18 protein-coding genes are annotated in these 20,924 nt (G+C 71.1%); 9 read left to right on the plus strand and 9 right to left on the minus strand.

Going from position 1 to position 20,924, the window contains the following annotated elements:
- The first annotated feature begins 165 nt into the window (after nucleotides 1-165).
- Nucleotides 166-1,149, plus strand: a complete 984-nt coding sequence (locus tag LUZ64_RS10005) for an aldo/keto reductase (RefSeq protein ID WP_095579139.1) — start codon at nucleotides 166-168, stop codon at nucleotides 1,147-1,149.
- Nucleotides 1,150-1,691: 542 nt separating this feature from the next.
- Nucleotides 1,692-4,235 carry a helix-hairpin-helix domain-containing protein gene (locus LUZ64_RS10010; RefSeq protein ID WP_372472043.1) on the plus strand — a complete coding sequence of 848 codons (2,544 nt, stop codon included), beginning with the start codon at nucleotides 1,692-1,694 and terminating at the stop codon, nucleotides 4,233-4,235.
- Nucleotides 4,236-4,531: 296 nt separating this feature from the next.
- Here the strand turns inward: LUZ64_RS10010 and LUZ64_RS10015 are convergent, their stop codons facing one another.
- The 3 genes from LUZ64_RS10015 to LUZ64_RS10025 all read right to left on the minus strand — a co-directional run bounded on the left by LUZ64_RS10015 (nucleotide 4,532) and on the right by LUZ64_RS10025 (nucleotide 7,079).
- Nucleotides 4,532-5,248: a hypothetical protein gene (locus LUZ64_RS10015; RefSeq protein WP_232390402.1), complete on the minus strand. Its 717-nt coding sequence runs from the start codon at nucleotides 5,246-5,248 to the stop codon at nucleotides 4,532-4,534.
- A gap of 149 nt (nucleotides 5,249-5,397) precedes the next feature.
- On the minus strand, nucleotides 5,398-6,366 hold the full coding sequence (locus tag LUZ64_RS10020; protein WP_232390403.1) for a tyrosine-type recombinase/integrase: 969 nt from the start codon (nucleotides 6,364-6,366) through the stop codon (nucleotides 5,398-5,400).
- 251 nt (nucleotides 6,367-6,617) lie between these two features.
- Entirely contained in the window at nucleotides 6,618-7,079 is a 462-nt protein-coding gene (locus LUZ64_RS10025) for a helix-turn-helix domain-containing protein (protein WP_095579143.1), read from the minus strand.
- A gap of 302 nt (nucleotides 7,080-7,381) precedes the next feature.
- On the opposite strand from LUZ64_RS10025, the gene LUZ64_RS10030 reads away from it, so the two are divergent.
- From LUZ64_RS10030 to LUZ64_RS10050, 4 genes are all read left to right on the plus strand, one after another.
- Nucleotides 7,382-7,549, plus strand: coding sequence for a hypothetical protein (locus LUZ64_RS10030; RefSeq protein ID WP_170116660.1), 168 nt, complete (start codon nucleotides 7,382-7,384; stop codon nucleotides 7,547-7,549).
- The gene (locus LUZ64_RS10035; RefSeq protein ID WP_095579144.1) at nucleotides 7,546-8,475 is read left to right on the plus strand and encodes a hypothetical protein; all 930 of its coding nucleotides are present in this window, start codon (nucleotides 7,546-7,548) and stop codon (nucleotides 8,473-8,475) included. The genes LUZ64_RS10030 and LUZ64_RS10035 overlap by 4 nt, the downstream gene beginning before the upstream one ends.
- 544 nt (nucleotides 8,476-9,019) lie before the next feature.
- A complete protein-coding gene (locus LUZ64_RS10045; protein WP_232390404.1) occupies nucleotides 9,020-10,858 on the plus strand; it encodes an FtsK/SpoIIIE domain-containing protein in 1,839 nt (612 codons plus the stop codon).
- 73 nt (nucleotides 10,859-10,931) lie between these two features.
- Entirely contained in the window at nucleotides 10,932-11,390 is a 459-nt protein-coding gene (locus LUZ64_RS10050) for a hypothetical protein (RefSeq protein WP_095579146.1), read from the plus strand.
- A 198-nt stretch (nucleotides 11,391-11,588) separates the two neighbouring features.
- On the opposite strand, the gene LUZ64_RS10055 is transcribed toward LUZ64_RS10050, so the two are convergent.
- Nucleotides 11,589-11,915: a hypothetical protein gene (locus LUZ64_RS10055; RefSeq protein ID WP_143593020.1), complete on the minus strand. Its 327-nt coding sequence runs from the start codon at nucleotides 11,913-11,915 to the stop codon at nucleotides 11,589-11,591.
- A gap of 2,058 nt (nucleotides 11,916-13,973) precedes the next feature.
- On the opposite strand from LUZ64_RS10055, the gene LUZ64_RS10060 reads away from it, so the two are divergent.
- A complete protein-coding gene (locus LUZ64_RS10060; RefSeq protein WP_095579148.1) occupies nucleotides 13,974-14,912 on the plus strand; it encodes a recombinase family protein in 939 nt (312 codons plus the stop codon).
- 566 nt (nucleotides 14,913-15,478) lie between these two features.
- Here the strand turns inward: LUZ64_RS10060 and LUZ64_RS10065 are convergent.
- The 5 genes from LUZ64_RS10065 to LUZ64_RS10085 all read right to left on the minus strand — a co-directional run bounded on the left by LUZ64_RS10065 (nucleotide 15,479) and on the right by LUZ64_RS10085 (nucleotide 20,226).
- Nucleotides 15,479-15,925, minus strand: a complete 447-nt coding sequence (locus tag LUZ64_RS10065; RefSeq protein ID WP_095579149.1) for a hypothetical protein — start codon at nucleotides 15,923-15,925, stop codon at nucleotides 15,479-15,481.
- A gap of 323 nt (nucleotides 15,926-16,248) precedes the next feature.
- On the minus strand, nucleotides 16,249-17,490 hold the full coding sequence (locus tag LUZ64_RS10070) for an AAA family ATPase (protein ID WP_095579150.1): 1,242 nt from the start codon (nucleotides 17,488-17,490) through the stop codon (nucleotides 16,249-16,251).
- Between the two features lie 196 nt (nucleotides 17,491-17,686).
- Entirely contained in the window at nucleotides 17,687-18,580 is an 894-nt protein-coding gene (locus tag LUZ64_RS10075; protein ID WP_095579151.1) for a bifunctional DNA primase/polymerase, read from the minus strand.
- Nucleotides 18,577-18,801: a helix-turn-helix transcriptional regulator gene (locus tag LUZ64_RS10080; protein WP_095579152.1), complete on the minus strand. Its 225-nt coding sequence runs from the start codon at nucleotides 18,799-18,801 to the stop codon at nucleotides 18,577-18,579. Before LUZ64_RS10080 ends, LUZ64_RS10075 begins: the two co-directional genes overlap by 4 nt.
- Nucleotides 18,802-19,005: 204 nt before the next feature.
- Nucleotides 19,006-20,226 carry a helix-turn-helix transcriptional regulator gene (locus tag LUZ64_RS10085; protein ID WP_095579153.1) on the minus strand — a complete coding sequence of 407 codons (1,221 nt, stop codon included), beginning with the start codon at nucleotides 20,224-20,226 and terminating at the stop codon, nucleotides 19,006-19,008.
- A 109-nt stretch (nucleotides 20,227-20,335) separates the two neighbouring features.
- Between LUZ64_RS10085 and LUZ64_RS10090 the strand changes: the two genes are divergently transcribed.
- Nucleotides 20,336-20,542 carry a hypothetical protein gene (locus LUZ64_RS10090; protein WP_095579154.1) on the plus strand — a complete coding sequence of 69 codons (207 nt, stop codon included), beginning with the start codon at nucleotides 20,336-20,338 and terminating at the stop codon, nucleotides 20,540-20,542.
- A gap of 147 nt (nucleotides 20,543-20,689) precedes the next feature.
- Nucleotides 20,690-20,878: a DUF5703 family protein gene (locus LUZ64_RS10095; protein ID WP_095579155.1), complete on the plus strand. Its 189-nt coding sequence runs from the start codon at nucleotides 20,690-20,692 to the stop codon at nucleotides 20,876-20,878.
- Nucleotides 20,879-20,924 lie beyond the last annotated feature (46 nt).

Raw genomic sequence — 20,924 nt, forward strand, 5'->3', positions numbered from 1 at the left:
GTAGCGCGCCGGACCGGAGTACGTCATCGGTGTGACGGCGCCGGGTCGGCCGCCGGCCGGGCGGCGGCCCGGGCGACCGGGCGGTCAACGCCTGGTGGACGGGTGGTCCGCGGCGTTATCCACAGGGCGCCACGGGATGTGCCGCGGCCAGTAGGGTCAGCGCTCATGGAGCTAAGGCATCTCGGCCGCACGGGGCTGCGGGTATCCCGGATCGGGCTCGGCACGCTCACCTGGGGCCGGGACACGAGTGAGCACGACGCCGCCGAGCAGCTCAAGACGTTCTGGGAAGCGGGCGGCACCCTCGTCGATACGGCGGATGTCTACGCGGACGGCGGCGCCGAGTATCTCCTGGGCCAGCTGATGGAGGAGCTCGTCCCGCGCCGCGATCTGGTCATCGCGACCAAGTCCGGCAGCGTCCCCGACCCCGACCGCCGCTTCGACGGCTCGCGGGGGCATCTGCTCTCGGCGCTCGACGCCTCCCTGGAGCGGCTCGGCACGGACCATGTGGACCTGTGGCAGATCCACGCCTTCGACCCCTGGACGCCGGTCGAGGAGACCCTCCAAGCGGTCGACATCGCCGTCAGCAGCGGGCGGGCCCGCTATGCGGGCGTCTCCAACTTCAGCGGCTGGCAGCTCGCCAAGGCGGCCACCTGGCAGCTGGCCGCGCCGGGCATACGGACCCGGCTGGCCGGCACGCAGATGGAGTATTCCCTGCTCCAGCGCGGCATCGAGCGCGAGGTGCTGCCCGCCGCGCTCGACCTGGGCATCGGGGTGCTGCCGTCCTCGCCGCTCGGCCGCGGCGTCCTCACCGGCAAGTACCGCCACGCGACACCCGCCGACTCGCGGGGTGCCTCGGAGAGCCTCGCGCCCTTCGTCGCCCCGTATCTGGACGAGACGGCGGGCCGGGTCGTGGACGCCGTCGCCACGGCGGCGGACGGCCTCGCGACGACGTCCCTGAAGGTGGCCCTGGCGTGGGTGCGCGACCGCCCCGGGGTGACCGCCCCGATCGTCGGCGCGCGGACCGCGCAGCAGCTGCGGGCGGCGTTGTCAGTGGAGGCGCTTACGCTTCCGGACGAGATCTGCCAGGCGCTCGACGATGTGTCGGCCCCTGTGCACCGCTATCCCGATCAGGACTGGAGCACCCTGTGACTACCGATCGCCCCGCCGGCGAAGCCACCCCGGCGGAGCCGGAGAAGGCCACCCCGGCACCGCCGCCCGCCGAGCGAGAGGCGCCGGGGGGCGCGGGGGCGGGAGCCGCGGGCACGGGTGCGGGTGCGGGTGCGGGTGCGGGTGCGATGGAGACCGCGGCTGCCACGACGGGCGAGGTAGGCGCGGCCGGCACGACGCCGGGGGCCGCGAGTCCGGGGACCGAGCGTCCGGAGGACGCGGCTTCGGGAGACGCGGGCTCGGAGAGCGCGGGCCCGGAGGAGGCGGGCTCGGGGGACGCCACCTCGACGGGCACCGACTCGGGGGCCACGACCCCCGAGAACACGGGCCCGGAGGGCACGGATTCGGAGACCGCCGCCCCGAAGGACACGGGCTCGGGGGACGCGGCCCCGGAAGGCACGGACCTGGAAGGCACGGACGCGGAGGCCGGCGCCCCGGAGGGCACGGGCCCTGATGGCGGGAACTGCCGGGGGGCGGGTCCGGTGGATGCCGACGCCGGCGCCGCGCGCTCGGAGGACGCGAGCCTGGGGACCGCGGACGCGGAGGGCGCCGTCCCGAAGGGCGGGAACTCCCCGGGGGCAAACCCGGAGACCGCCGGGTCCGGTGCCGCGCGTTCGGAAGGCGCGGACGCGCAGGGCGGCGGGGGCGGTGCCTCCGCCAAGCGGTCCGCCGTCGCGGAGGCGCTGGCCGCCGCCGTGCGGGCCGTCGAGAGCGGGGAGAAGCCCGCGACGGCGTTCTTCAACGAGCCGCGCAGGCAGGCGGCCCCGGCCCGGCCGGCACCGCAGCGCGCGGGCGCGCCCGTGGCCGCCGCCCCGGCGGCACCCGTGGCGGAGCGGCCCGCGCGCCCCGTCGTCAGCGCCGAGGGACTCGGGAGCGTGCGTGAGGTGCTGGCCGCGGGCGGCGCTCCGGAGCAGCTCACCGGCCCGGTGACCGAGGCGCTCGGCGAGCACGCCGCCGAGGCGCTGCGCGCCGACCCCTGGCGGCTGCTGGCCGTCCCGGGCGTACGGCCCGAGCAGGCGGACGGCTTCGCCCGGACCCTGCTCGGCGCAGAGTGCGGCCCGGACGACGAGCGCCGGGCCCAGGCCCTGACGGTCTGGCTGCTGGAGCGCGCGGCGGACGCGGGGCACACGGTGCTGGAGGCGTCGGTCCTGCGCTCCGCCCTCGCGCGGCACGCGGTGCCGGACCCGGACGAGGCCCTTCAGGGATCCCTCGCGGAGGGCGCGGTGCTGGTCTTCGAGGAGGCGCTGGAGAACCCGGGCGCCGCCCGCGCCGCGCGCGAGGCCGACCCGGACGCGGAGGTCCCGGTCCGGCTGCTGCTGGGCCTGGACCGCTACGCCATGGCCGAGGAGAGCCTCGCGGACGGCCTGGGCCGCCTGATCAACAACTTCGAGCCGGAGCGGGCCGCCGCACCGGGAGCCCCCGGCGCGGCGGGTGACGAGGCGGCGGAGACCGGCTCCCGCACGCCGGAAGCCACCGCTGCGGGGGCCCCGGACGACTCGGCGGGCTCGCCGGGCACCGGCACGACGGACGGGGACACCACGCGCCCGGCGGACACCGAGGCGGCAGCGCCCGCAGAGGCCACGACCGACCGGCCCGAGCCGAATGTGACCGACAGGGACGTCCCCCACACGGCGGACGCCGAGACGGTGGCAACCGCTGAGGCCACGGCCGCCGATGCCGAGCCGACCACGCCCGCCGAGGACACCACCGCCTCGACGGACGCCGAGACGGCAGCGCCCGAAGGGGCCGCCGCGGACCACCCCGGACCGGATGCGGCTGACGGGGACGTCCCCCGCTCGGCGGGCGCCGGCCACGCGGACCGTTCCGCCGCCGACGCGGCCGGGCCGACGGAAGCCGCTCCCGGGAGCGCCGACGCCGTCGGCACCACCCCCTCCCCCGACTGGGAGGCCCTCGCGGTCGGTGCCGTCTCGCCGTCCGGCGCCGAGCTGATCCGCGCGGTCGCGGGCGCCGGCGTCGTGGCGCACAGCGGCGGTGAGGCCTCGCGGGCCGAGGTCGTGGGGATGGTCCTCGCGGCGCGGGCGGCGGGCCTGCGGGCGTGTGTCGCCGTGCACACCGAGGACGGCAAGCGGCGGGCCGCCGAGCTCGGTGACGGCGCGGCCGTCACCGTCGCGGGGCTGCTGGCCGGCCGGGAGGGCCCGGGGCGGGACGCCGACGGCGCGCTCGCGCTCGACCTGCTCGCCGTGCCGGACGCCCCGCAGCTCGACGTCGAGGCCGCCGCGATGCTCGTGGAGTCGCTGGCGGACGGCACCCGGCTGGTGCTGAGCGGCGATCCCGGCGTGCTGTGGTCCGCGGGCCCCGGCAGGGTCTTCGCGGACGTGCTCGCGGCCCAGTCCTGCCCGGTGGTCGTCTCGCGCACCCCGGACCCCGGCCCGATCGGCGAGCTCGTGTCGGGGGTCGGCGTCGGGGAGCTGGGCCAGGTCGAGGCCCCCGGCAAGGAGGTCGTGATCGTGCCCGTGCGGGAGCCCGCCGAGGCCGTGCACCGCACGGTCCAGCTGGTCGCGGACTCCATCCCGCGCGCGATCGGCGTGCCGGCCGACCGGACCCAGGTCATCACACCGGGCCACGGCGGCCCCGCCGGCACCCGCGCGCTCAACGCGGCGCTCAAGGAGCGGCTCAACCCCGGCCCCGGCCGGTTCGGCGGCTTCGACCCCGGCGACCGGATCGCCTACGTCCCGGCACCCGGCCGGACGGTGACGGGCACCGTGGTCTCCGCGGACGCGGAAGGGCTGCGCCTGGACTGCGGCGGCACGCCCGTGGTCGTCCCGAGGGAGCGGGTGGGCGAGGAGGTCCGGCACGGCTGGGCGGTGACCGCGCACCAGGCCGCCGGAGCGCGCTGGCCGGCCGCCGTGGTGGTGCTCCCGGGCGACGCCGCCCGTACGCTCACCCGGTCGTGGGTCTACACCGCGTTCGGCAGGGCGGAGCGGCACCTGTCGGTCGTGCACGGCGTCGAGCAGGCGCTGCCCCGCGCCGTCGCCGAGGTCCCCGCCAAGGAGCGGACGACGCGGCTCCGTTCCCTGCTACGGGCCCAGGGGCGCCCGGCGGAGTAACGACACCGAAGGCTTGTGAGGCGCCGGGGGAGACGCGGACGGGCCCCGTCCCGTCTCTCCCCCGGGGTGCCCCGGGCGCCGCACGGGCCCTCCCGCCGAGCGGAGAGGGGCGTACGGGCCCGCCCGGGCCGAGGCGCCCCGGACTCCCCGCAGGGCAGGCCGGGGCGTACCGGATCCGCGCCGGGCAGCCAAGGGCCTACACCCCGGCCCCCACAGGACCGGCCGACCCGCACAGCCCCCGAAGCAGACCGGAGCGACGGGCTCCCCCGCCCCCGGGTGAGCCCGTACGCGCGAGTTCAGCGCCCCGAAGACCCGGAGCCCCGCCCGCCCGCCGCCTCACGACCGCCGCCGTCGTCGGCATCGTCACCGTCGTCGTCGAGGTCCAGGTCCTCGTCGAAGACGGCGCTGACGTCGAAGCGGCAGATGACCCGCTGCGGGTCGGCCTGGTCGAAGGGCGCGCCGAGCCACTCCCCCGGCTCGGCCTGGTCCTCGGCGGCGGCGACCCACAGCGTGGAGTCGCCCTCCTCCAGACCGAACTCCTTGTGCCGGGAGGCGATCTCGTCGGGCTCGTACTCGCCGAAGAGCACGCCGAGCGCGGCGTGCACACTGCTGCCGACGATGCCCGCCGCACCGCCGGGCACCCCCGCGTCCGCGGCGATGTCCGGATCGAGGTCGGCGACCCGCTGGGCCTGGGAGAGGAGCCGCTGGGGCTCGACCACCGCGTAGTCCCGGCGGATCAGGACGCTCAGGGCGCTGGGCTCCTCCGGTCCCGCGTAGGCGGGCAGCGTGTCGTCGCCCGGGATCTCGAAGGGGGTCACCTCGTCATAGACGTCGTACAGCAGTTCGTCGTACGCCTCCGCTGTCGCGGCCAGCTCGTTGAACGCGGCGTAGACGGCCGGGTCGTCCTCCCCCGACCGGCGTTCGACGGCGGCGAGGTGACGGTCCAGCGCGGCTTTGACCGCCTCGGCGGCGGCGCGTACCTCGGCAGCGGTTGGCTGCGCAGCATCAGACATAGTGCAGACGCTATCCGCACCGGGGCCGTTCCCGCACAATAGATGCGAGATCGGGACCGGCAACGGTTCGGCAAAGTCCGCAGGCTGATCCCACAAACACAGTCGGGGCGCCTCCTCGGAAGGGGGCGCCCCGTACATATTCCGTACACCTACGCGGCGAGCGCCGGGGTGGCCTCTTCCCCCGTGGCAGAGGCGGCCAGTGCTGCGGCCCTGGCCGCGTCCAGACGGCCCGCCACCTGGTGCAGCCCCTCGGGCCACAGGTGGCCGTACACGTCCAGCGTCATGGCCGCCGACTTGTGCCCGAGCATCGTCTGTACGTCCTTCACGTTGGCACCCGATGCGATAGCCAGGGAGGCCGCCGTGTGCCGCAGCTTGTGAGGCGTGAGCCCCCGGCCGTCCAGACCGGCCGCCTTCACCGCCTTGGCCCACACGCCGCGCCATTCCCCGTACGTGATCGCCTCGGTTCCCTCCCCGGTGAACAGGAACTCCCCGCGCTTCTTTCCGGCGGCAACCGCCTTCAGTTCGGCGCACAGAAACACGGGAACGGGAAGCGTCCGCCGTTCGTGGTTCTTCGTGTCCTTCAGGATGCGCGTTCCGCCCTTGACCTTGCTCCACGCCTCCACGATCCGGATTTCCCGCTTTTGCAGCGTGAGCCGGTCAGTCTTGATTGCGGAGATCTCGCCCCAGCGCGGACCGCAGTACGCCTTCAGCCGGACCAGGGTCCCGAACTCCGGGCGCACAGCACCGGCCGCAGCGGCGAGCCGTTCCACCTCCTCATGAGTGAGGTAAACGTGTTCGCCCCCGTCACCAGTCACGGGAAGTTCGTGATCCTTGAACGGGTTTTCCGCGATCATCTTCTGACGTATCGCGCGCTTGGCCACCATGCCGCCGACGCGGAAAATCTTGATGACGCGTGCCGCCGACATAGTGGTTTCAGCCTTGCGGCCGGGGAGCTTGTCCAGGTGGGTGATCCACTCGTCCACGCTCTCCCAGTCGATTGCCGACACCTTCCAGTCCCCCCAGTAGGGCAGGACGTAGAGATCCAGGATCTCCCGGTAATCCTCCCTGGTACGGACCCCCGGCCTGCGCAGGTTGGAAAACCAGTCTTCGCAGATCACGGAAAACAGGGTGTCGCTACGGGAAGGGTCCCGGTACGTTCCGCCGTTTAGCTGTGTTTCGATCCTGCCCCGTTCCCGCTCCGCGTCGGGTTTCGTCGGGCACGTCTTTGACTTCGGACTGCCGTCCGGTGCATACCAGCGGACACGCCACCGGCCGGGCGCCCGCCTCTTCTTTCCGGAGGCACGCCACTTTTCCATGGCCGCCACGTACTCGGAATGCTCTGACCGGTCCTCGATCCATACGCGCGCCATTACTCGGTCCCGCCCTCGAACCTGCGCCGGAACTCCTCGGGGTGCGGCCATTCCCGCCGGAACACCGGGAGCCCTTCCGTCTGGAAACGCCACAGGGCCGCCTCCGTCGTGTATCCGGTGCGTGCCGCCTCCAGGGGCACTTCTCCGGCCGCCCACCGCCACAGGGCGCCCGCCGGTACAGCCCCCATGCCGGTCACCTCCACCTCCTCCTCCGTGTCGGCCGCCATGGGCAGCAGCAGCGCGAGCGGTGAGACGTCGAACACAGCAGCAAATGCCGCCAGGTCACTGACGCTGGCCTGCCGGGTGCCGTTCTCTGTGCGCGTCACGGCGGAGTGACTGAACGTCCGGCCCGCCTGCGTGAGTCGGTCGGCCAGTTCACGAACTGACCAACTCCGGCCGGTGCGAAGTCTTTTCAGGTTGGCGGCAACCGTGGCCGCCGTGGGGTCCTCATTCCGTTCCATGTGGTTCAGGGTAGGGCCATTTGGTGCGGAATCCGATACGACCTAGGCCACTTTGCTACGCGTAAAGGCACGCCTAGCCGCTTGACGCACCATTTGGAGCGCGTACTATCGGCACTGGTGCTGATTCAGCACCAAACGGTTCACCGCCCGGAAGACACCGGCCACCGGCCAGGACCAAGGAAGCGGCCGTTCCTTGAGAACTCCACAGAGCGCAGCGGAGTACGACGACCCGAGTCGTCGCCTTCCGGGCCGTCCCGTACGGACCGGTTGGGGCCAACTCGGGCCAATGGAAGGGGAATTCAATGAGCGAGAACGAAACGCGCCTGTCGATGGTGCTGACCGGCCTGCGGAAGGTCACCGGGCCGACGACCGACGAGGACCGCCACCGGGTGGCCCTTTACCTCGACTCCATCGAGGTGGAGATGGACCGCATCCGGGCGGACCGTGACCTGACGGGGGAGCGCGCGTGAACGTCAAGCACACCATGCGCAAGGCGGCCCCGTGGGTCCTGCCGGGCGTCCTGACGGCCATCGGGACCGTGTGGACGGTTCAGGCCGTCGGCGGCCTCCTGGTGGATCAGGCGCCCGGAGTGTTCGCCTACTCGGCGGCCGTCCTCTATGACGCCGTCTGGCTGTACGCCCTGGCTCAGGAGGTCGCCCACAAGCGGCAGGGCTCCAGTGCCCGGCTCCCGCAGGCCCTCGGCTGGCTCTTCCTGGCCGTCTCGTCGGCGGCCATCCTGGCTCACGGCCTGATCGTCTCCACGGCGGCCGTGGCCGCCATCGGGGCCGGTATCCCGGTCCTGGCCAAGGCGACATGGATCATGGCCGCCCACCGGGACGCAACGCGTGTCGGCACCGACGCACAGCGGCGCATCGACGCCGTCCGGTCGGCCACCCGCGACCGCATCGCCGTGGAGCGTGCCGCCCTGGCCGCCAAGGCGGACGGGTACCGCGCTGCGGCCGACCTGGAGGCCCGAGAGCTGAAGGCCCTGGGGAAGGCGCAGAGGACGCGCCACAAGGCCGCCGAGATGTACGCGGAGACGGCCACGGCGCACCCCGTGCCGGACCGTGCCGCCACCGTGCCGGAAGGCTTCGGGCTCATCACGGATGAGGACCTGGCGGCCCTCCTGGAGGGCGCCGTGCCGGACACGGAAACCGCAGGTGGCACGCCCTCCGGCACGGTCCGGCACACCGCGCCCGGCACGGTCGACGAAAAGGCCCTCGGCCTCCTGGCCGCAGAGGTCTACGCGACCGACCCGCCGCCCTCCCTCCGGCAGTTCCGGGAGCGCATGCGGGACGGCATGAAGGACCGGAACCTGAAGGGCTCCAACGCTCTTATCGATCAGCTCTACCGGCACGAAGAGGCCCTGCGCGCCGACGCCGACTCCCACGACTGACACCCGGAAGAAGCCACCCAAGGAGGCCGCCATGGCAGACCCGAACAACCCGCCGCCCGGAGAGTGCCCGCAGTGCTGGAGGCACGCTCACGACAAGAGCATCCACGCCCGGCAGGACCGGCGCACTGACTGCGCCGAGTGTGTGGACCACATGCTGAACGGACACCCGACCCTGGTACCCGGCCGCCGCCGCTGGTGGTAATCGCAGGCCGCACAGCACGCAGAGAACGGCCCGCCCTCATTCGAGTTGAGGGCGGGCCGTTCGTGTGCCGACAGGCGACACAGGGACACCCTAGGACCTCCGGCCCGGTGGATCACAGTCCGTGACCAAAGATCATGACGTCTCGGACGTCTCACGCGTCTCGGGCAATCCGGGGCACATCAGGTCATCTCACCCCGGTATCCCGGGCCTATAGGGGCCCCGGCCGTCTCACCGTCTCACCGGGACGGCCGTCACTCCCCGTAGCACCCCGCACAGAACGACAGAGGGCCGGAGCCCCTGGCAGGACTCCGGCCCGATCCACGCAACCCTGAGAGGCAACACGTGGACATCACGCATGCTCCCACGGTCGGCAAGACCGAGGAGGACACCGGAACGTCAAAGTTCGGCGCGTTCGCGTCGGCCGTGACCAACACCCTGGACACCCTCTCCCCCACGTTCGCCCCGTTCGCCCAGCGATGGGACGCGGAGGCGGACCGCAGGAACGCACTGCGCACACCGGCCAACCTGAAGGCCCTGATCAAGGCGCAGCGCGAGAACACGGCGGCCCGGTCGACGGCCGCCACCGCGAAGGTTCAGCGGCAGGCGGCCCGCAAGGCGACCGCCAACCCCCTGTCGGCCGAACGCAGGGCGGCCCGCACCGCCGACAAGGGCGCACGCCGTCACAGGCGTGAGGCCCGGACCGAACTGAAGGCGGCCAAGGCGAACTATCCGGCGACGCTCCGGGCCCGCGCCCTCCAGGTGCACGCCGCTCACGTCGTCCCGGCCTCGGTCGCCACGTGGGCTCTCACCTCCCCGTGGCCCGCCACGCTCTCCGCGTCCGTGGCGGCCCTGAACGCTGGGGCCCTCTGGCTCGGCCGCCGGTCGGTCGTTCTCAGAGTTGACGATGGACTGTCCTCCGAGGAGCGGCAGTTGATCAGCCGGCTCGATCCCTCCTGGTGGGTTCAGCATGCGCCGGAACGGGGCCTGGAGGGCACCGTGACCACTCCCCCGGACGTCACGCCCGGCGGCATCAGGTGCGCGATCCGGCTCGATGGCACGTGGACCGTGAAGGGCCTTGCCGACAAGGCCGACAACATCCGGAACCTGTTGGGGGCCCGCACGTCCCTGCGGATCCGGATCACGTCCGGCACGCGTGGCGGGTGGGCCATGATCTCGCTCGCCACACGCAAGGCGACCGACGGCACGTCCTCCGTGTGGACGCCCGACCTGATCCCGTCGGATCCGGGCCTGATGTCCCTGGGGGTCGACACCGAGACCGGCGAACAGGTGCTGGTCCCGTTCGACGAGCGCCTGTTGGTCTCGGGCGCGAGCGGCACCGGCAAGTCGTGGTCGACGCGTCCGCTCATGGCGACCGCGCACCTGCGCGGGGATCTCGTCCTGATCGATGGCAAGGGCGAAGAGGCGAATATCTGGGAGAAAGTCTGCCGCGTAGCGATCGAAACGGACGAGATAGACGCTGCGATCGATGAAACTCACGCCGAAATGAACCGCCGCAAGCGCGATATGAAGGCGCGAGGCATCAGCGTGTGGGACGGCCGACAGATCACGGTCGTGATCGATGAGGGTCAGGTGGTGCTCTCTCAGATCGCCAAGGACAAGGAACGGCTACAGCGTCTCGTCGAACTTTCCTCCCTCGGCCGGTCCCGGGGTGTCGTTCTGTGGTGGGCGACGCAATATCCGGTGACCGACGGACGGGCGCCCGGCGTTCACAACCTGATCGCCCCCAACCTCCTGACGCGCTTCTCTCTCCGCGTCGCCGGTACGACTCAGGCTCAGGTGGCTTTGGACGATTGCGCGCACTACGCGCCGCACCAAATCCCCCAGGGCAAGGAATGGCGCGGCCACGGATACCTGAAGGGTTACGGCCCTCGGATGATCCGGACATGGACGCTCGACGATGCGGGAGTCCTGGCACTTCCGCCGAACGTATGGAATTCCGGAAACGGCAAAGGCCCCGAGGACCCCACACCGTCCCGAACCCTGACCCTGGTCAAGGAAGAGCCGAGTAAAGCACCGGCCGACAGGGAAACGCGCATTCGACTGATCCAGGGTGCGCAGCAGAGCGGAGCGCGAACGGTCGACGAAATCGCAGAGAGCACCGGAATCCCCCGGGCCTCGGTCGGCCGGATCCTTCAGGCACTCAAGGCAGAAACCGCGTAAGGCCGCAGTACGGGGCCCCTGCCCGTCACAGCACCGGGGCCCCGTTCTCTCCCACTCACGAGGAGGACACCCAATGTCCCACAACCCCATGACCGAAGAGGAAGAGCGCGAGTCGGCGCGGCTGATCGCGCAGGCGTACGCGCCGGAGTCCCGTCCCGCCGTCCGGCCGGACGTGGCGGCCCTCCTGGAGCGGCACCGCGAGGAGGCCCGGCACTTCGCCTCCACGCCGTACGTCCCGCAGCCGGATCCCGTCCGGCCGCCGGAGCCCATGCCCGCGTGGGCCAAGGGAGTTGCCCTGGCGGCCCCCACGACTGGCGCAGGCGTGTGGCTGGCCCTGGAGGGCGTCCGGGGCGTCCTCCAGGCCGTCTCCCTGGAGCTGGCTGCCGCCCTCGGTGTAGGCGGCCTCTTCCTGTGGCTGGTGCTGCGGTCGGCCGCGCAGCGCGGGCCCCGGAAGGTGGTCAACGACTACCGGGGCTCCACGATCACCAACCGGAAGTCGTCCGGCCTCACGTACAAGTCCAACAACGGCTGACCGCCTGCCCGATTCGGGCCGATTCGGAAGATCTGGAAGATCTGGAATCCGACTCGGAATGAAGGCCACGGCCTCCACGGGAAACGGCACTTCAGGCACCTGGAATCCACCTGGAAGCACACCCGGAATCGGGCCACCGCTGACACACGAGAGCCCCTCAGGATCACCCTGGGGGGCTCTCTGCGTTTCAGGGGCGCCTCACTCGGCCCGGATGAGACGGCCGCTCTCCTGGAGGACCACCGACTTCAGGGCCGACTCCTCCAGGAGGACCGGAACATCCGTCAGGAGATCCCGGATCTCCGCCAGGGCCGCCGTGCTGGCCGTCGGCCGCTGGCCGCCGCTCTCCGGCCCCAGGAGGTCCCGGACCTCCTCCAGGCTGGCCGTCCGGCCCGCACCGTCGGCCGCGCGCCCCTTGAAGTCGTCCCACGTGGGGCCGCTCTCCCGGAGCCGGTCCAGCCGCTTCAGAATGTCGTCCGTGTCGCTGTACCCGGTCACTCCGATGCCACCGGGAATGTCGTACGCCATGCCAGCCTCCCGCATATGGGTCGCCCTGCGCCTGTCGGCGCACGGCTCCGGAAAGAAGCCACCCCGTCTCTTCATCACGCCTCCGGCCAAGTCGGTTGATTCGAGGCCGGGGAATGCCTCTTTCCGCCGCCCATTCTCCCCCGTATGGTCCACCCCATGGCAACAGGTTCCGCATTCCGACCGTGGGTCCACATGAACGACGGCCGCAAAGGGCCGGGCCTCAACTCCGGGTGGACCATCAAAACCGCTGCCGTGTGCCCGAATTGCTCGCACACTTCCCGGCGGCACGGCCCGGACGGCTGCACGGGTCTGACGGAACTCGGCGGCCCGGAATGCCACTGCCGACAGATGCCCGGCAAGAGGGAACGCCAGAAGGCATTCGTGAACAACGCCGTGGACACGGCGGAGGCGTAGGCCGTGCAGTTCAGCAGCGAGAGGGAACGCACCCTGGCCCGCGCACTCGGACTGTGCACCCGGTGCGGAGACCCCCTGCCCGAGGCGTGCGCCTTCCGATGGTGCGAGAAGTGCCGCGCCGTTCAGCGGCCCGCAAGCCATGCGTTCGTGACCAGACGCAGAAAGAACCGCCGTCAGGCCGGTCTGTGCATCCGATGCGGGGAGCCCTCAGACGGCCGGATCCGGTGCCGCCCCTGCGCCGACGAATTCAACGCCTACCAGAACGAACGCAACCGGCGCATACGCGAGGGAACGTGGCGGGACTAGGCTGTACCTGTCGGCTGGCCAGCCTCCCGACGCGGTCAACACCCAGAGAGCCCCCGGACCTGACGAGCCCCGGGGGCTCTCGCACGCCTACGGGTGTCAGCAACGACAGGGCCACTGACCAGGGTTGATGGCCTAGGCCGGCTGGCTCCGCGTCAACAAGCGGCGCCGGATTTTCTCGCCCTCCGGATTCGGCCGACCGGCTGTCCTCTGGGGTTTTCTGGCCGCCGCAACCGGCTGTGCAACCCCCGTGCAACACTCCTCGACACCCTCTGACCTGCCCGGACACTCCCCCGGGGGAGGTCTGCCGCAAGGCCGGGCGCAAGGGCCCGCACGCCGACCCGCGCCAGCCTGCCGCATAGGAACCCGAAGTGGCCTGCCGCAAGGTCGGGCGCAAAGGGCCGCGCAACCCTTCCGGACACCCTCCGGCCTTGCCGATCATGCCCGGTGGCCGCCGTCGCGCATGGCCTACCGCAAGGTTCCGCGCAAACCGTGCCCGTTTCGCGCCTTTATGTACCGCTATGCGTCACGACAAGGGCTCGCCCGGCTCGATCCGCAGCGCTCTGACCTGGGGGTTTACGGCCTTCAGGACAGGCCCTCTGTACGGCCGCCAGAGAGCCCCGCAGGGCGGGCCGGAGGGAATCACACCGGGGCAACGCTGGCAGGCCGCCAGAGGCCCCATTCTGCGGGCCGTTTTTGATCACTCGCCCACGTGAGCCACGCGTGAACGGACAGACGACCTAAACCGGGGACCCAATCTCGCATTCGTGAGAGAAATTGGTTTTCTCCCGGGAGTTCTTTTTCTCGATCCGCCCGGCTTCCGGCCCGCCCGGATTTTCTCTGGCACCCCCGGCAAGCCTCCCCATGCCTCCCCCGTCTCCTGTCAGCCACGCACGGCGCAACATGGCGCCCCCTGGCACCCCTGGGCACGCACGCACGCATTCGCCCGGCATTCCCATGCCCCGACTATCCGCCGGGCCCGTCGGCCCGCGCCGTGCGTCGCGCAGGCGCACGCGAGTCGTGAAGTGCCAGCCGACCAAATCGACTGGTCTAAACCTTCAGACCTCAAAAGCCGACGGGCACGCCTGCCGCTTTTATTTGTCGATCCTCGGGGCCTCGCGCGCCCGCGCCCGCGCGCACGCACGCGCACACGCGCAGGCTCACGCGTGTGATCACGGGGTATGCAGAGCCTGGAGACCTGTTCATCAAACGGTCGTTAGGTGAACCTGCGCCAACTCCCCCTGTTCACCCGCCGACCAACCTCTGATCTGTTCATCAACCCGTTCATCTATGTGCTACTGTTCATCTTGTCGGCAAGCACGTTTGATGAACGGAGAGGTCATGGCACTGATCGGTCTGGTGCGAGTGAGCACCGACAAGCAGGAGACGGCACGCCAGCACGACGCCCTGAAGGAGGCAGGGTGCATCCGGATCTTCGAAGAGAAGATCAGCGGCAAGACGAACGTGGCGGAGCGTCCGGCGCTGCAAGCGGCCCTCGGGTTCATGCGAGACGGAGACATGCTCTGCGTGCAGGAAGTTGACCGCCTCGGTCGCAACCTCCTCGAAGGTTTGATCATGCTGACCGACCTGTTCGAGCGCGGCTACTCCGTGAAGGTTCTCGACGGCATCGCCCGGGGCGAGCACACGGAGCGGAGTCTGATCCTTGACCTGGCGTTCGCCCTGGCGGAGGACCGGCGCCGGGACATCGTGAAGAAGACAAAGAACGGCCTGGAGGCGGCCCGGAAGAGGGGGCGCATCGGCGGCCGTCGGCCGGTCATGTCCGAGGCAATGACCGCGCAGGCCGTGGCGCTGCGGGAGAAGGGATTCACGATCCGGCAGATTCAGCCGCACCTGACGTACAGGACGGCCGACGGGAAGACGCGGAACCCGTCCGTGGGAGCTATCTCCCAGGCCCTGAAGGAACACGACAAGACGTCCGTGGAGTACGGGAGCAAGACGGACGTGAAGGACGGGAGCACGACCGGGGCGGAGCCGGTGACCGTGGAGGAGGGCACCGGGCAGACAGCCGTGGAGGTGACCGAAGAGGAGTACGTGCGGGTACCCATGGCCGACAGCTACCGGGCCGTCGTGTTCAGCCAGGGCACGGAGGACATGAAACGCGCAGTGGCGCAGGCGGAGCCGCGCGGCAAGCTGTGGGTCGTCCTGGCCCCGGTCCGGACGCATGAGGCCATGGCCCGCATGACCGTGACCGGCGCCCCCAAGGCGGCACTGGCGGCCCGCCAGAAGTACGCCGACAAGGTGACCGCCCTGTCCGCCTGAAGCACCCGACCGCGATCAACCCGAGGAGTATCTGAGATGTTCGAGATCATCCACGCCGTGGCCACGGTGCTGGCCGTCCTGTCGGCCAAGAGGGCGGAACGGAACCGCCGACGGGTGGCCAGCCGGTAAGGCCGCATACGGCCCGCTGACACCCCCTGAGAGCCCCGCCATTCGAGTTGGCGGGGCTCTCGTCATGTCCGCCCCGGCAGGCGCCGTGACGGACGGCCGGAGGACCGGGAGCCCCCGAGGGCACAGACGGCCGCCTGAGAACCCCTGACGGTCCTCTTCTCCCTGGGGCCGACTGGTAAAAACTGGTAACCACAGACGGCCGCCTGAGACGTCGAGAGCCCCCGACCGAGGGAAGCGGCCGGGGGCTCTCTGCTGCACCCTCCTCGGCGCACACGGCCAGCCTGTCACGCCCTTGCCGTGGGAGTCGCACCCGCTGCGCGGGGTGCTCCAAGAGCAAGAGGCCACCCGCTCCCGCGCTCCCGGACGTCAGGGACCAAGAGGAGGAAGAGGTGGCCTCTTCTGCGAGCACCGGCCGTAGGCCGGTGGGAGACCCGTTCTCAGGGACGCACCCCGAACCCCTCGGCGTAGGCGAGCTTGGAGCGCTCCCGTGCCGCGTCGGCGCACACCTGCCGGTGAGCCCTGGCGACGGCCGCCCCGATGGTCGACTTCCCCGGGTACCGCTGCGCCCCGAGGCGGAGGGCCTGGCGCCGGAGAGCGTCCCGCCCGCCGGGACGGGTCACGCCGTTGTCGTAGAGCCACTGTGCCCACTCCTGCGGGCCCGCTCCGGCCGACGGTTCCTCGGATACCTCCACGGGCGCGGGAGTGCCCCTGACGGCCTCCTGTGACGTCCTGGGAAGCCGTACCGGCATTGGGCCACCCAGGAGGAGGCGCCGCAACAGTTCCTCGTACGTCTCGCCGTAGTCGTTGACGCCCGTGCCGCCGGGCCTGAAGTCCCTGTACTGCGGGAAGCGACCGCCCCCCGAGTAGTCGTAGAAAGCGCTCATGCGGCCAGTCTGCCGCCTGTTCTGTTCCTCCGACCTGTTCCCGCCGTCCCAACTGTTCCCCCCTATAGGGGGGGGAACAGGGAACAGTGGACGCCCAGGAACAATTGTTCCCGAGGGTGGGAACAGGTCTGACCTGCACCTTTACAAGATCAGGGAACAGTGGGAACAGTCCGGGGAACTGTTCCCCGATCATGGTCGGAACAGGCCCCTGGGAACAGGTCTGGGGAACAAGCAAAACCCCCCATACCGGACACGGTTGGGGGGCTGTGCTCAGGAGGCCCGGGAACGGGGAACAGGGGAACAGTCGCCCGGGAGCCCTCCGCCTACTCGTCGAACGCGCCCTGTCCCTCGGCCGCCTTCCGGGCGATCAGTTCCTTGTGCGCCTTGGCCACCTTCGCCGCCTCGGCCGCCTTCCGGGGGAAGCCCTCCAGGCCCTTCACGTTCGCCTCCTGGATCAGCCGGTCACGGCCCATGGCCTCCCGCACACCGGCCGCGTAGAGCATGGCGGCCCACTCCTCCGGGGTGCTCGCGTCGTCCCCCTTGGGCGGGTCGATGTCGACCAGCACCAGGGACGTAACCGGCCTCCCGTAGTAGTCGGTCGCCCCGTTGATCTCCACGACGTGCGGGGACAGGGTGACGACCGGGCCCGTCGGCATGTCCTTCTGCTTGCTGGCCTCCAGGGAGATGTACCGGATGGACTCCTGGCCCCGGTCGTCGATGGTCTGTTCCTTCGGGACCACCTTCAGCTCCGTGTCCGCCGCCGCGTAGATCGAGGAGGCGCCTCGGGCCCGGATGTCCCGGCCTTCCTTGCCGTGGCCGGAGTGGTGGACCGTGAGGACGGCCGCGCCGGTCCGGTTGGCCATAGCCGCCAGCCGCTTGACGATGCGCGCCATCTCGGAGTTGCTGTTCTCGTCGGCCGCCGTGGCGCACTGCGCCTGCGTGTCGACGACGACGAGAGCGGGCCGCACGTGCTCCAGGAGGGCGGCCAGGGCCTCCCACTCCTCGCTCCCGATCTCGATGGGAGCCGGGCGCAGGTAGAACGGGTGCCGGTCGCCGGAGATCCCGTGCACCTGCGCGTAGGCCGCCATGCGCTTGCCCCACGCCTTGGAGCCCTCGGAGCAGATGTAGACGACCGGCCCGGCGTACGTCTCGCGGTCGTACCAGGGGCGGCCGGTGGCCACGCAGATGGCCATGGACAGGGCGATGAACGACTTGTACGAGCCGGACGGCCCGACGAGCCACGCGGCCGACTGGCGCTCCAGGACGTCCCGGATCAGGTGCGGCTCCGCTCCGATGGACGCCACGTCGTACTGCCAGCCGTCCGTCAGGTTCAGGCTGTTCATGCCGGACATGGCCCCGGTGGCGGCCCGGGGGCCGGGGAGCGGCACGGCCGCCTGCGCCGCGCTCATGGCCGCCTTGCGTGCGGCCAGGATGTTGGCCGCCGACGTGGTGTCGGGGTCGATGCCGTTCGCCATGGCCCACGAACGGAGTTCCCCGATGGACCGTTCGGCCTCCTCGGGCGGGATGGCTCCGGGGATGTCGCTCCAGTCGTTCTGTTCGGGCATCACTGTGTCTCCTGAAGGTGATGCCGTCGACCTGTGGTTGGCCCGCCGACTCTTGTACCGTGGGTACTGGAAAGGAGAGGTTGCGGGCCGCCCCCAGGGGACGGACTTCTGACTTCTTCTGGAGGGCCCGGGGCTGCAACCCTGGGCCCTTCCGCTTGCCTGCACACCGATCGGCCTAGGCCAGCCGGCTGACCGTTCACGCTGCGGCGATTCCCTGCCTGACCTGCCGCACCGCGTACTCCTCGGGGACGCCGACCGACACGGCCGCGTCCTTCAGTGCCTGCCAGACGCCCGTCAGGGGGCAGGGCCCGGGGCAGTCCCGGTGAGCGCTGGCTATCGCCCTGGCGCGGCCGTACGTGGCCGTCCCGGCGCCGTTCGTCCGGTGGGCCGTGATGTGCTGCCGGGCCAGCTCCACGCCCCGGCTCACGTACCCCTCCGTGTGACGGCACCCGGTGGTCACCTCCCGCTCCCACGACGTCCGTACCGAGGAGGCCGCCGCCGGTCGCGGAGCGGACAGAACGATGCGGCCCGAGGAGGAGGAGGAGGAGGTGGCCTCTTCCCGTGAGCCCAGGACGCGGACGGCCTCCGGGAGCCGGACCATCTGTCCCGTCCCCCGGCCGCGCCAGACGGCGTACGCCATGCGGGACTTCAGGTCGACCCCGGGGCGTACGGCGTTCGAGGAGGTCATGCCGCCCAGGTACAGCCAGTGCTCGCCCCGGGAGGTCTGCACGGTCCGGGTGGCCGGGAGCGTTGCCCTGGCCCACGTCACGGCCGCCGCGTCGTCCAGGTCGACGACCGTCACGCCCTGCGTGAAGGCGCCGCCGGGGTGCCAGCCCACGCCGTCCGCCTGCCGCCACGCCGGAGCCCACGCCGGGGATGTGATGACGCCTCGGTCGGTCGTGGCCGCCGCCCACCCGTGGCAGGGCCTCGGGCACCGGCACAGTCCCTTGGAGCGCATGTGCGGCCGTCCGCCGCACCGGTTGCCCTCACAGGCCGGGCAGAGCGCCAGGGGTCGCTTACCGCGCAGCGGGAAGACCGGGACGCCCAGGGCGGCCAGCTCCAGGGCCGTGGCCACCTGCCCGGCGCTCATCGCTGCGCCTCGGGGTCGATGACCTGCCCGTTCAGCCACTCCTCGATGTCCGCGCGCCGGTAGCGGGTGTGTCCGCTGCGGCCGGGAGCCTTCAGGTACTTGGGTCCCGTCTTGCGGTACCGGTGGGCCCGCAGGGTGTGAACGCTGATGCTGTACTCCTCTTCGACCTGCCGGGGCGTGAGCACCGCCTTACGGGTCTCGGTCGCCTGCGCCGTTGCCATATCCGCCTCCTCTGGTGCTGTATCAGCACCATCCGTTGCTATGAGTGATCTACCTCCGAGCATAGACCGGCGAAACGGTGCGTCAAGCGGCTGACTGCGTCTCACGCTGCACCAGGAGCGAGGGCAGGGCTCAACCTCGGAACAGGTTCATCAGGTTGGGCAGGAGGACCCGTCAGAAACTTTTCCCGGAGGGGTCGTTGCCGCCTACGCGGCCGGGAACTCCTCCAGGAGGCTGGCCACCTCGGGGACGTCCCGGAAGTCCTCCAGCCGCTTCAGCACGACGGCCGCCCGCCCGTCGGTCCGGTCGCTCGCCACGTCGGCGGACATCCGGATCATGCGGTCCGCCGTGGCCGCCGCCTCCTCCGGTTCGTTCGCGTCGGCCAGGGCCACGGCGAGCCAGGACAGGTACAGGGCCAGTTCCCGGGCGTGCGTCGCGTCGTACTGTCCGAGGACGTCACGCAGGCGCGGGACGGCCCGCAGCGGCCGGTGCAGCTCCGTGTACACCCGGGCCTCCATCACCTTCAGTTCGTCCGGCGACACCCAGTAGAGGTACCCCGGCTCTTCCGTGCCGTCCGTGTGCTCCGTGATCGCCTCCCCGGCCTCCCCGAGTGCCCGCATGGCCGGTTGCGCCTGCCCGGCCTGCGTGTGAGCCCACGCCACGCGATCGAGGTACAGGGCCCGCGCCCGGGGCGGAGCCTCCCCCGCGCCGTCGGCCGCCGCCTGCGCCATGGCCACGGCCTCCAGGGGATCCCCCATATTGGCCGTCTGGTAGGCGAGCGATCCCAGGAGGTTGCCCGCCAGGGTGGCATCCCCGGCCTGATGTGCCGCCGACAGACCGAGTCGATAGATGCGCTCCGCGTCCTCATGCTGGCCCGCGTCCGAGGCGATCCAACCGGCGATCTGCGCCAACTCCCCTATGCCCTGCAAGAGTTGGCGGCCGGTCTCGTCCGTGAACGTCGACTCCCGGTAGAGGGTCACAGCCGCCCGCAGCTCCCGCAGGGCCCGGCCGATCAGGTCCCGGCCGTACACGACGTCATCGGCCAGCCGGAGGCCGTGCACCCGCCCGTTCAGGTCGGCCACGGTGCTGGCCCCGATCCGGCGGCCCTCACGCGTCGCCAGGGGGGCGAACGGGTCACCCTCGGGCAGGAAGTCGGCCACGGTCGGCACGGGAGGCGTGGCGGCCGTCCTGCCTGCCGCAGTGGCCCGCTCCAGCGTCTCCACGTCCACCCGGAACACGGCGGCCAGGAACGGGAGCCAGTCCCGGGGGGTGCGGCGGCCGGTCTCCCACCGGTAGACGTGCTGCCTGTCGAGTGTCGGCGACCCTCCGGCAGCATCGTTCAGCTTCCGGGCAAGGTCGGATTGAGACCAGCCACGTTCCTGGCGCAGTCTCCGGATCATCGGACCGATGTTTTCCACGCCTGCCATGTCGCCAATTCTGGATTACGGGCAGGACTACAGACAGGCACTCTCTGCGAGATCCACCCGGCCGGTTTTCTGGCAGGTACGCCCTGCACGCGACCGGACGGAATCAGCGATGACGCATCTCTGGATCAAGGTGTACGACTACAACGGGCAGACCAAGCAGATGCGGGAGGTCAAGTCGTGGTCGGCCAGGATCGAGGAACTGCCCAACGCGCCGTTGATCGATGACCGGTGGCCGCTGTGCCAGTGCTACCGGTGTAAGGGGGAGGGGACGCCGCTGCGGCGCCCGGGGACGGTTTTCAGAGGCCGCCCGCAGTGACCGTCTCGGCGTACACATGCCGTACAGGTCACCTCTGGCCACCCCTAGCCACTCGGTTACACCCGTAGCCGCTTCCTGCGCAGGTCAGATGGGGTTCCGGGGCATGGCCCCTGGTCAGGGAGGCGTGGAGGCCACACAATAGATGCGATGCCGGAATACGAATTCTGTGATGTGTATGTGCCTCGCGGGGTCTCCCGAGGGGCGACCACACGCCTGCTGACCGACCATGCCGAGTACAGACACTGGGAGTTGGACCGACTGCGACTCTATCCCGACGGCAGCCGCCGGGTGCGGCTGCGACGCCGGATCATCCGCCAGCTGCGTGCGACGTGGTGAACGCATACGGAGCGGGGCCCGCGGCCGCGGGCCCCGCTCCGTGCTG

Origin of the sequence: Streptomyces albireticuli, assembly GCF_021228125.1 — a bacterium.
Lineage (GTDB): Bacteria > Actinomycetota > Actinomycetes > Streptomycetales > Streptomycetaceae > Streptomyces > Streptomyces albireticuli.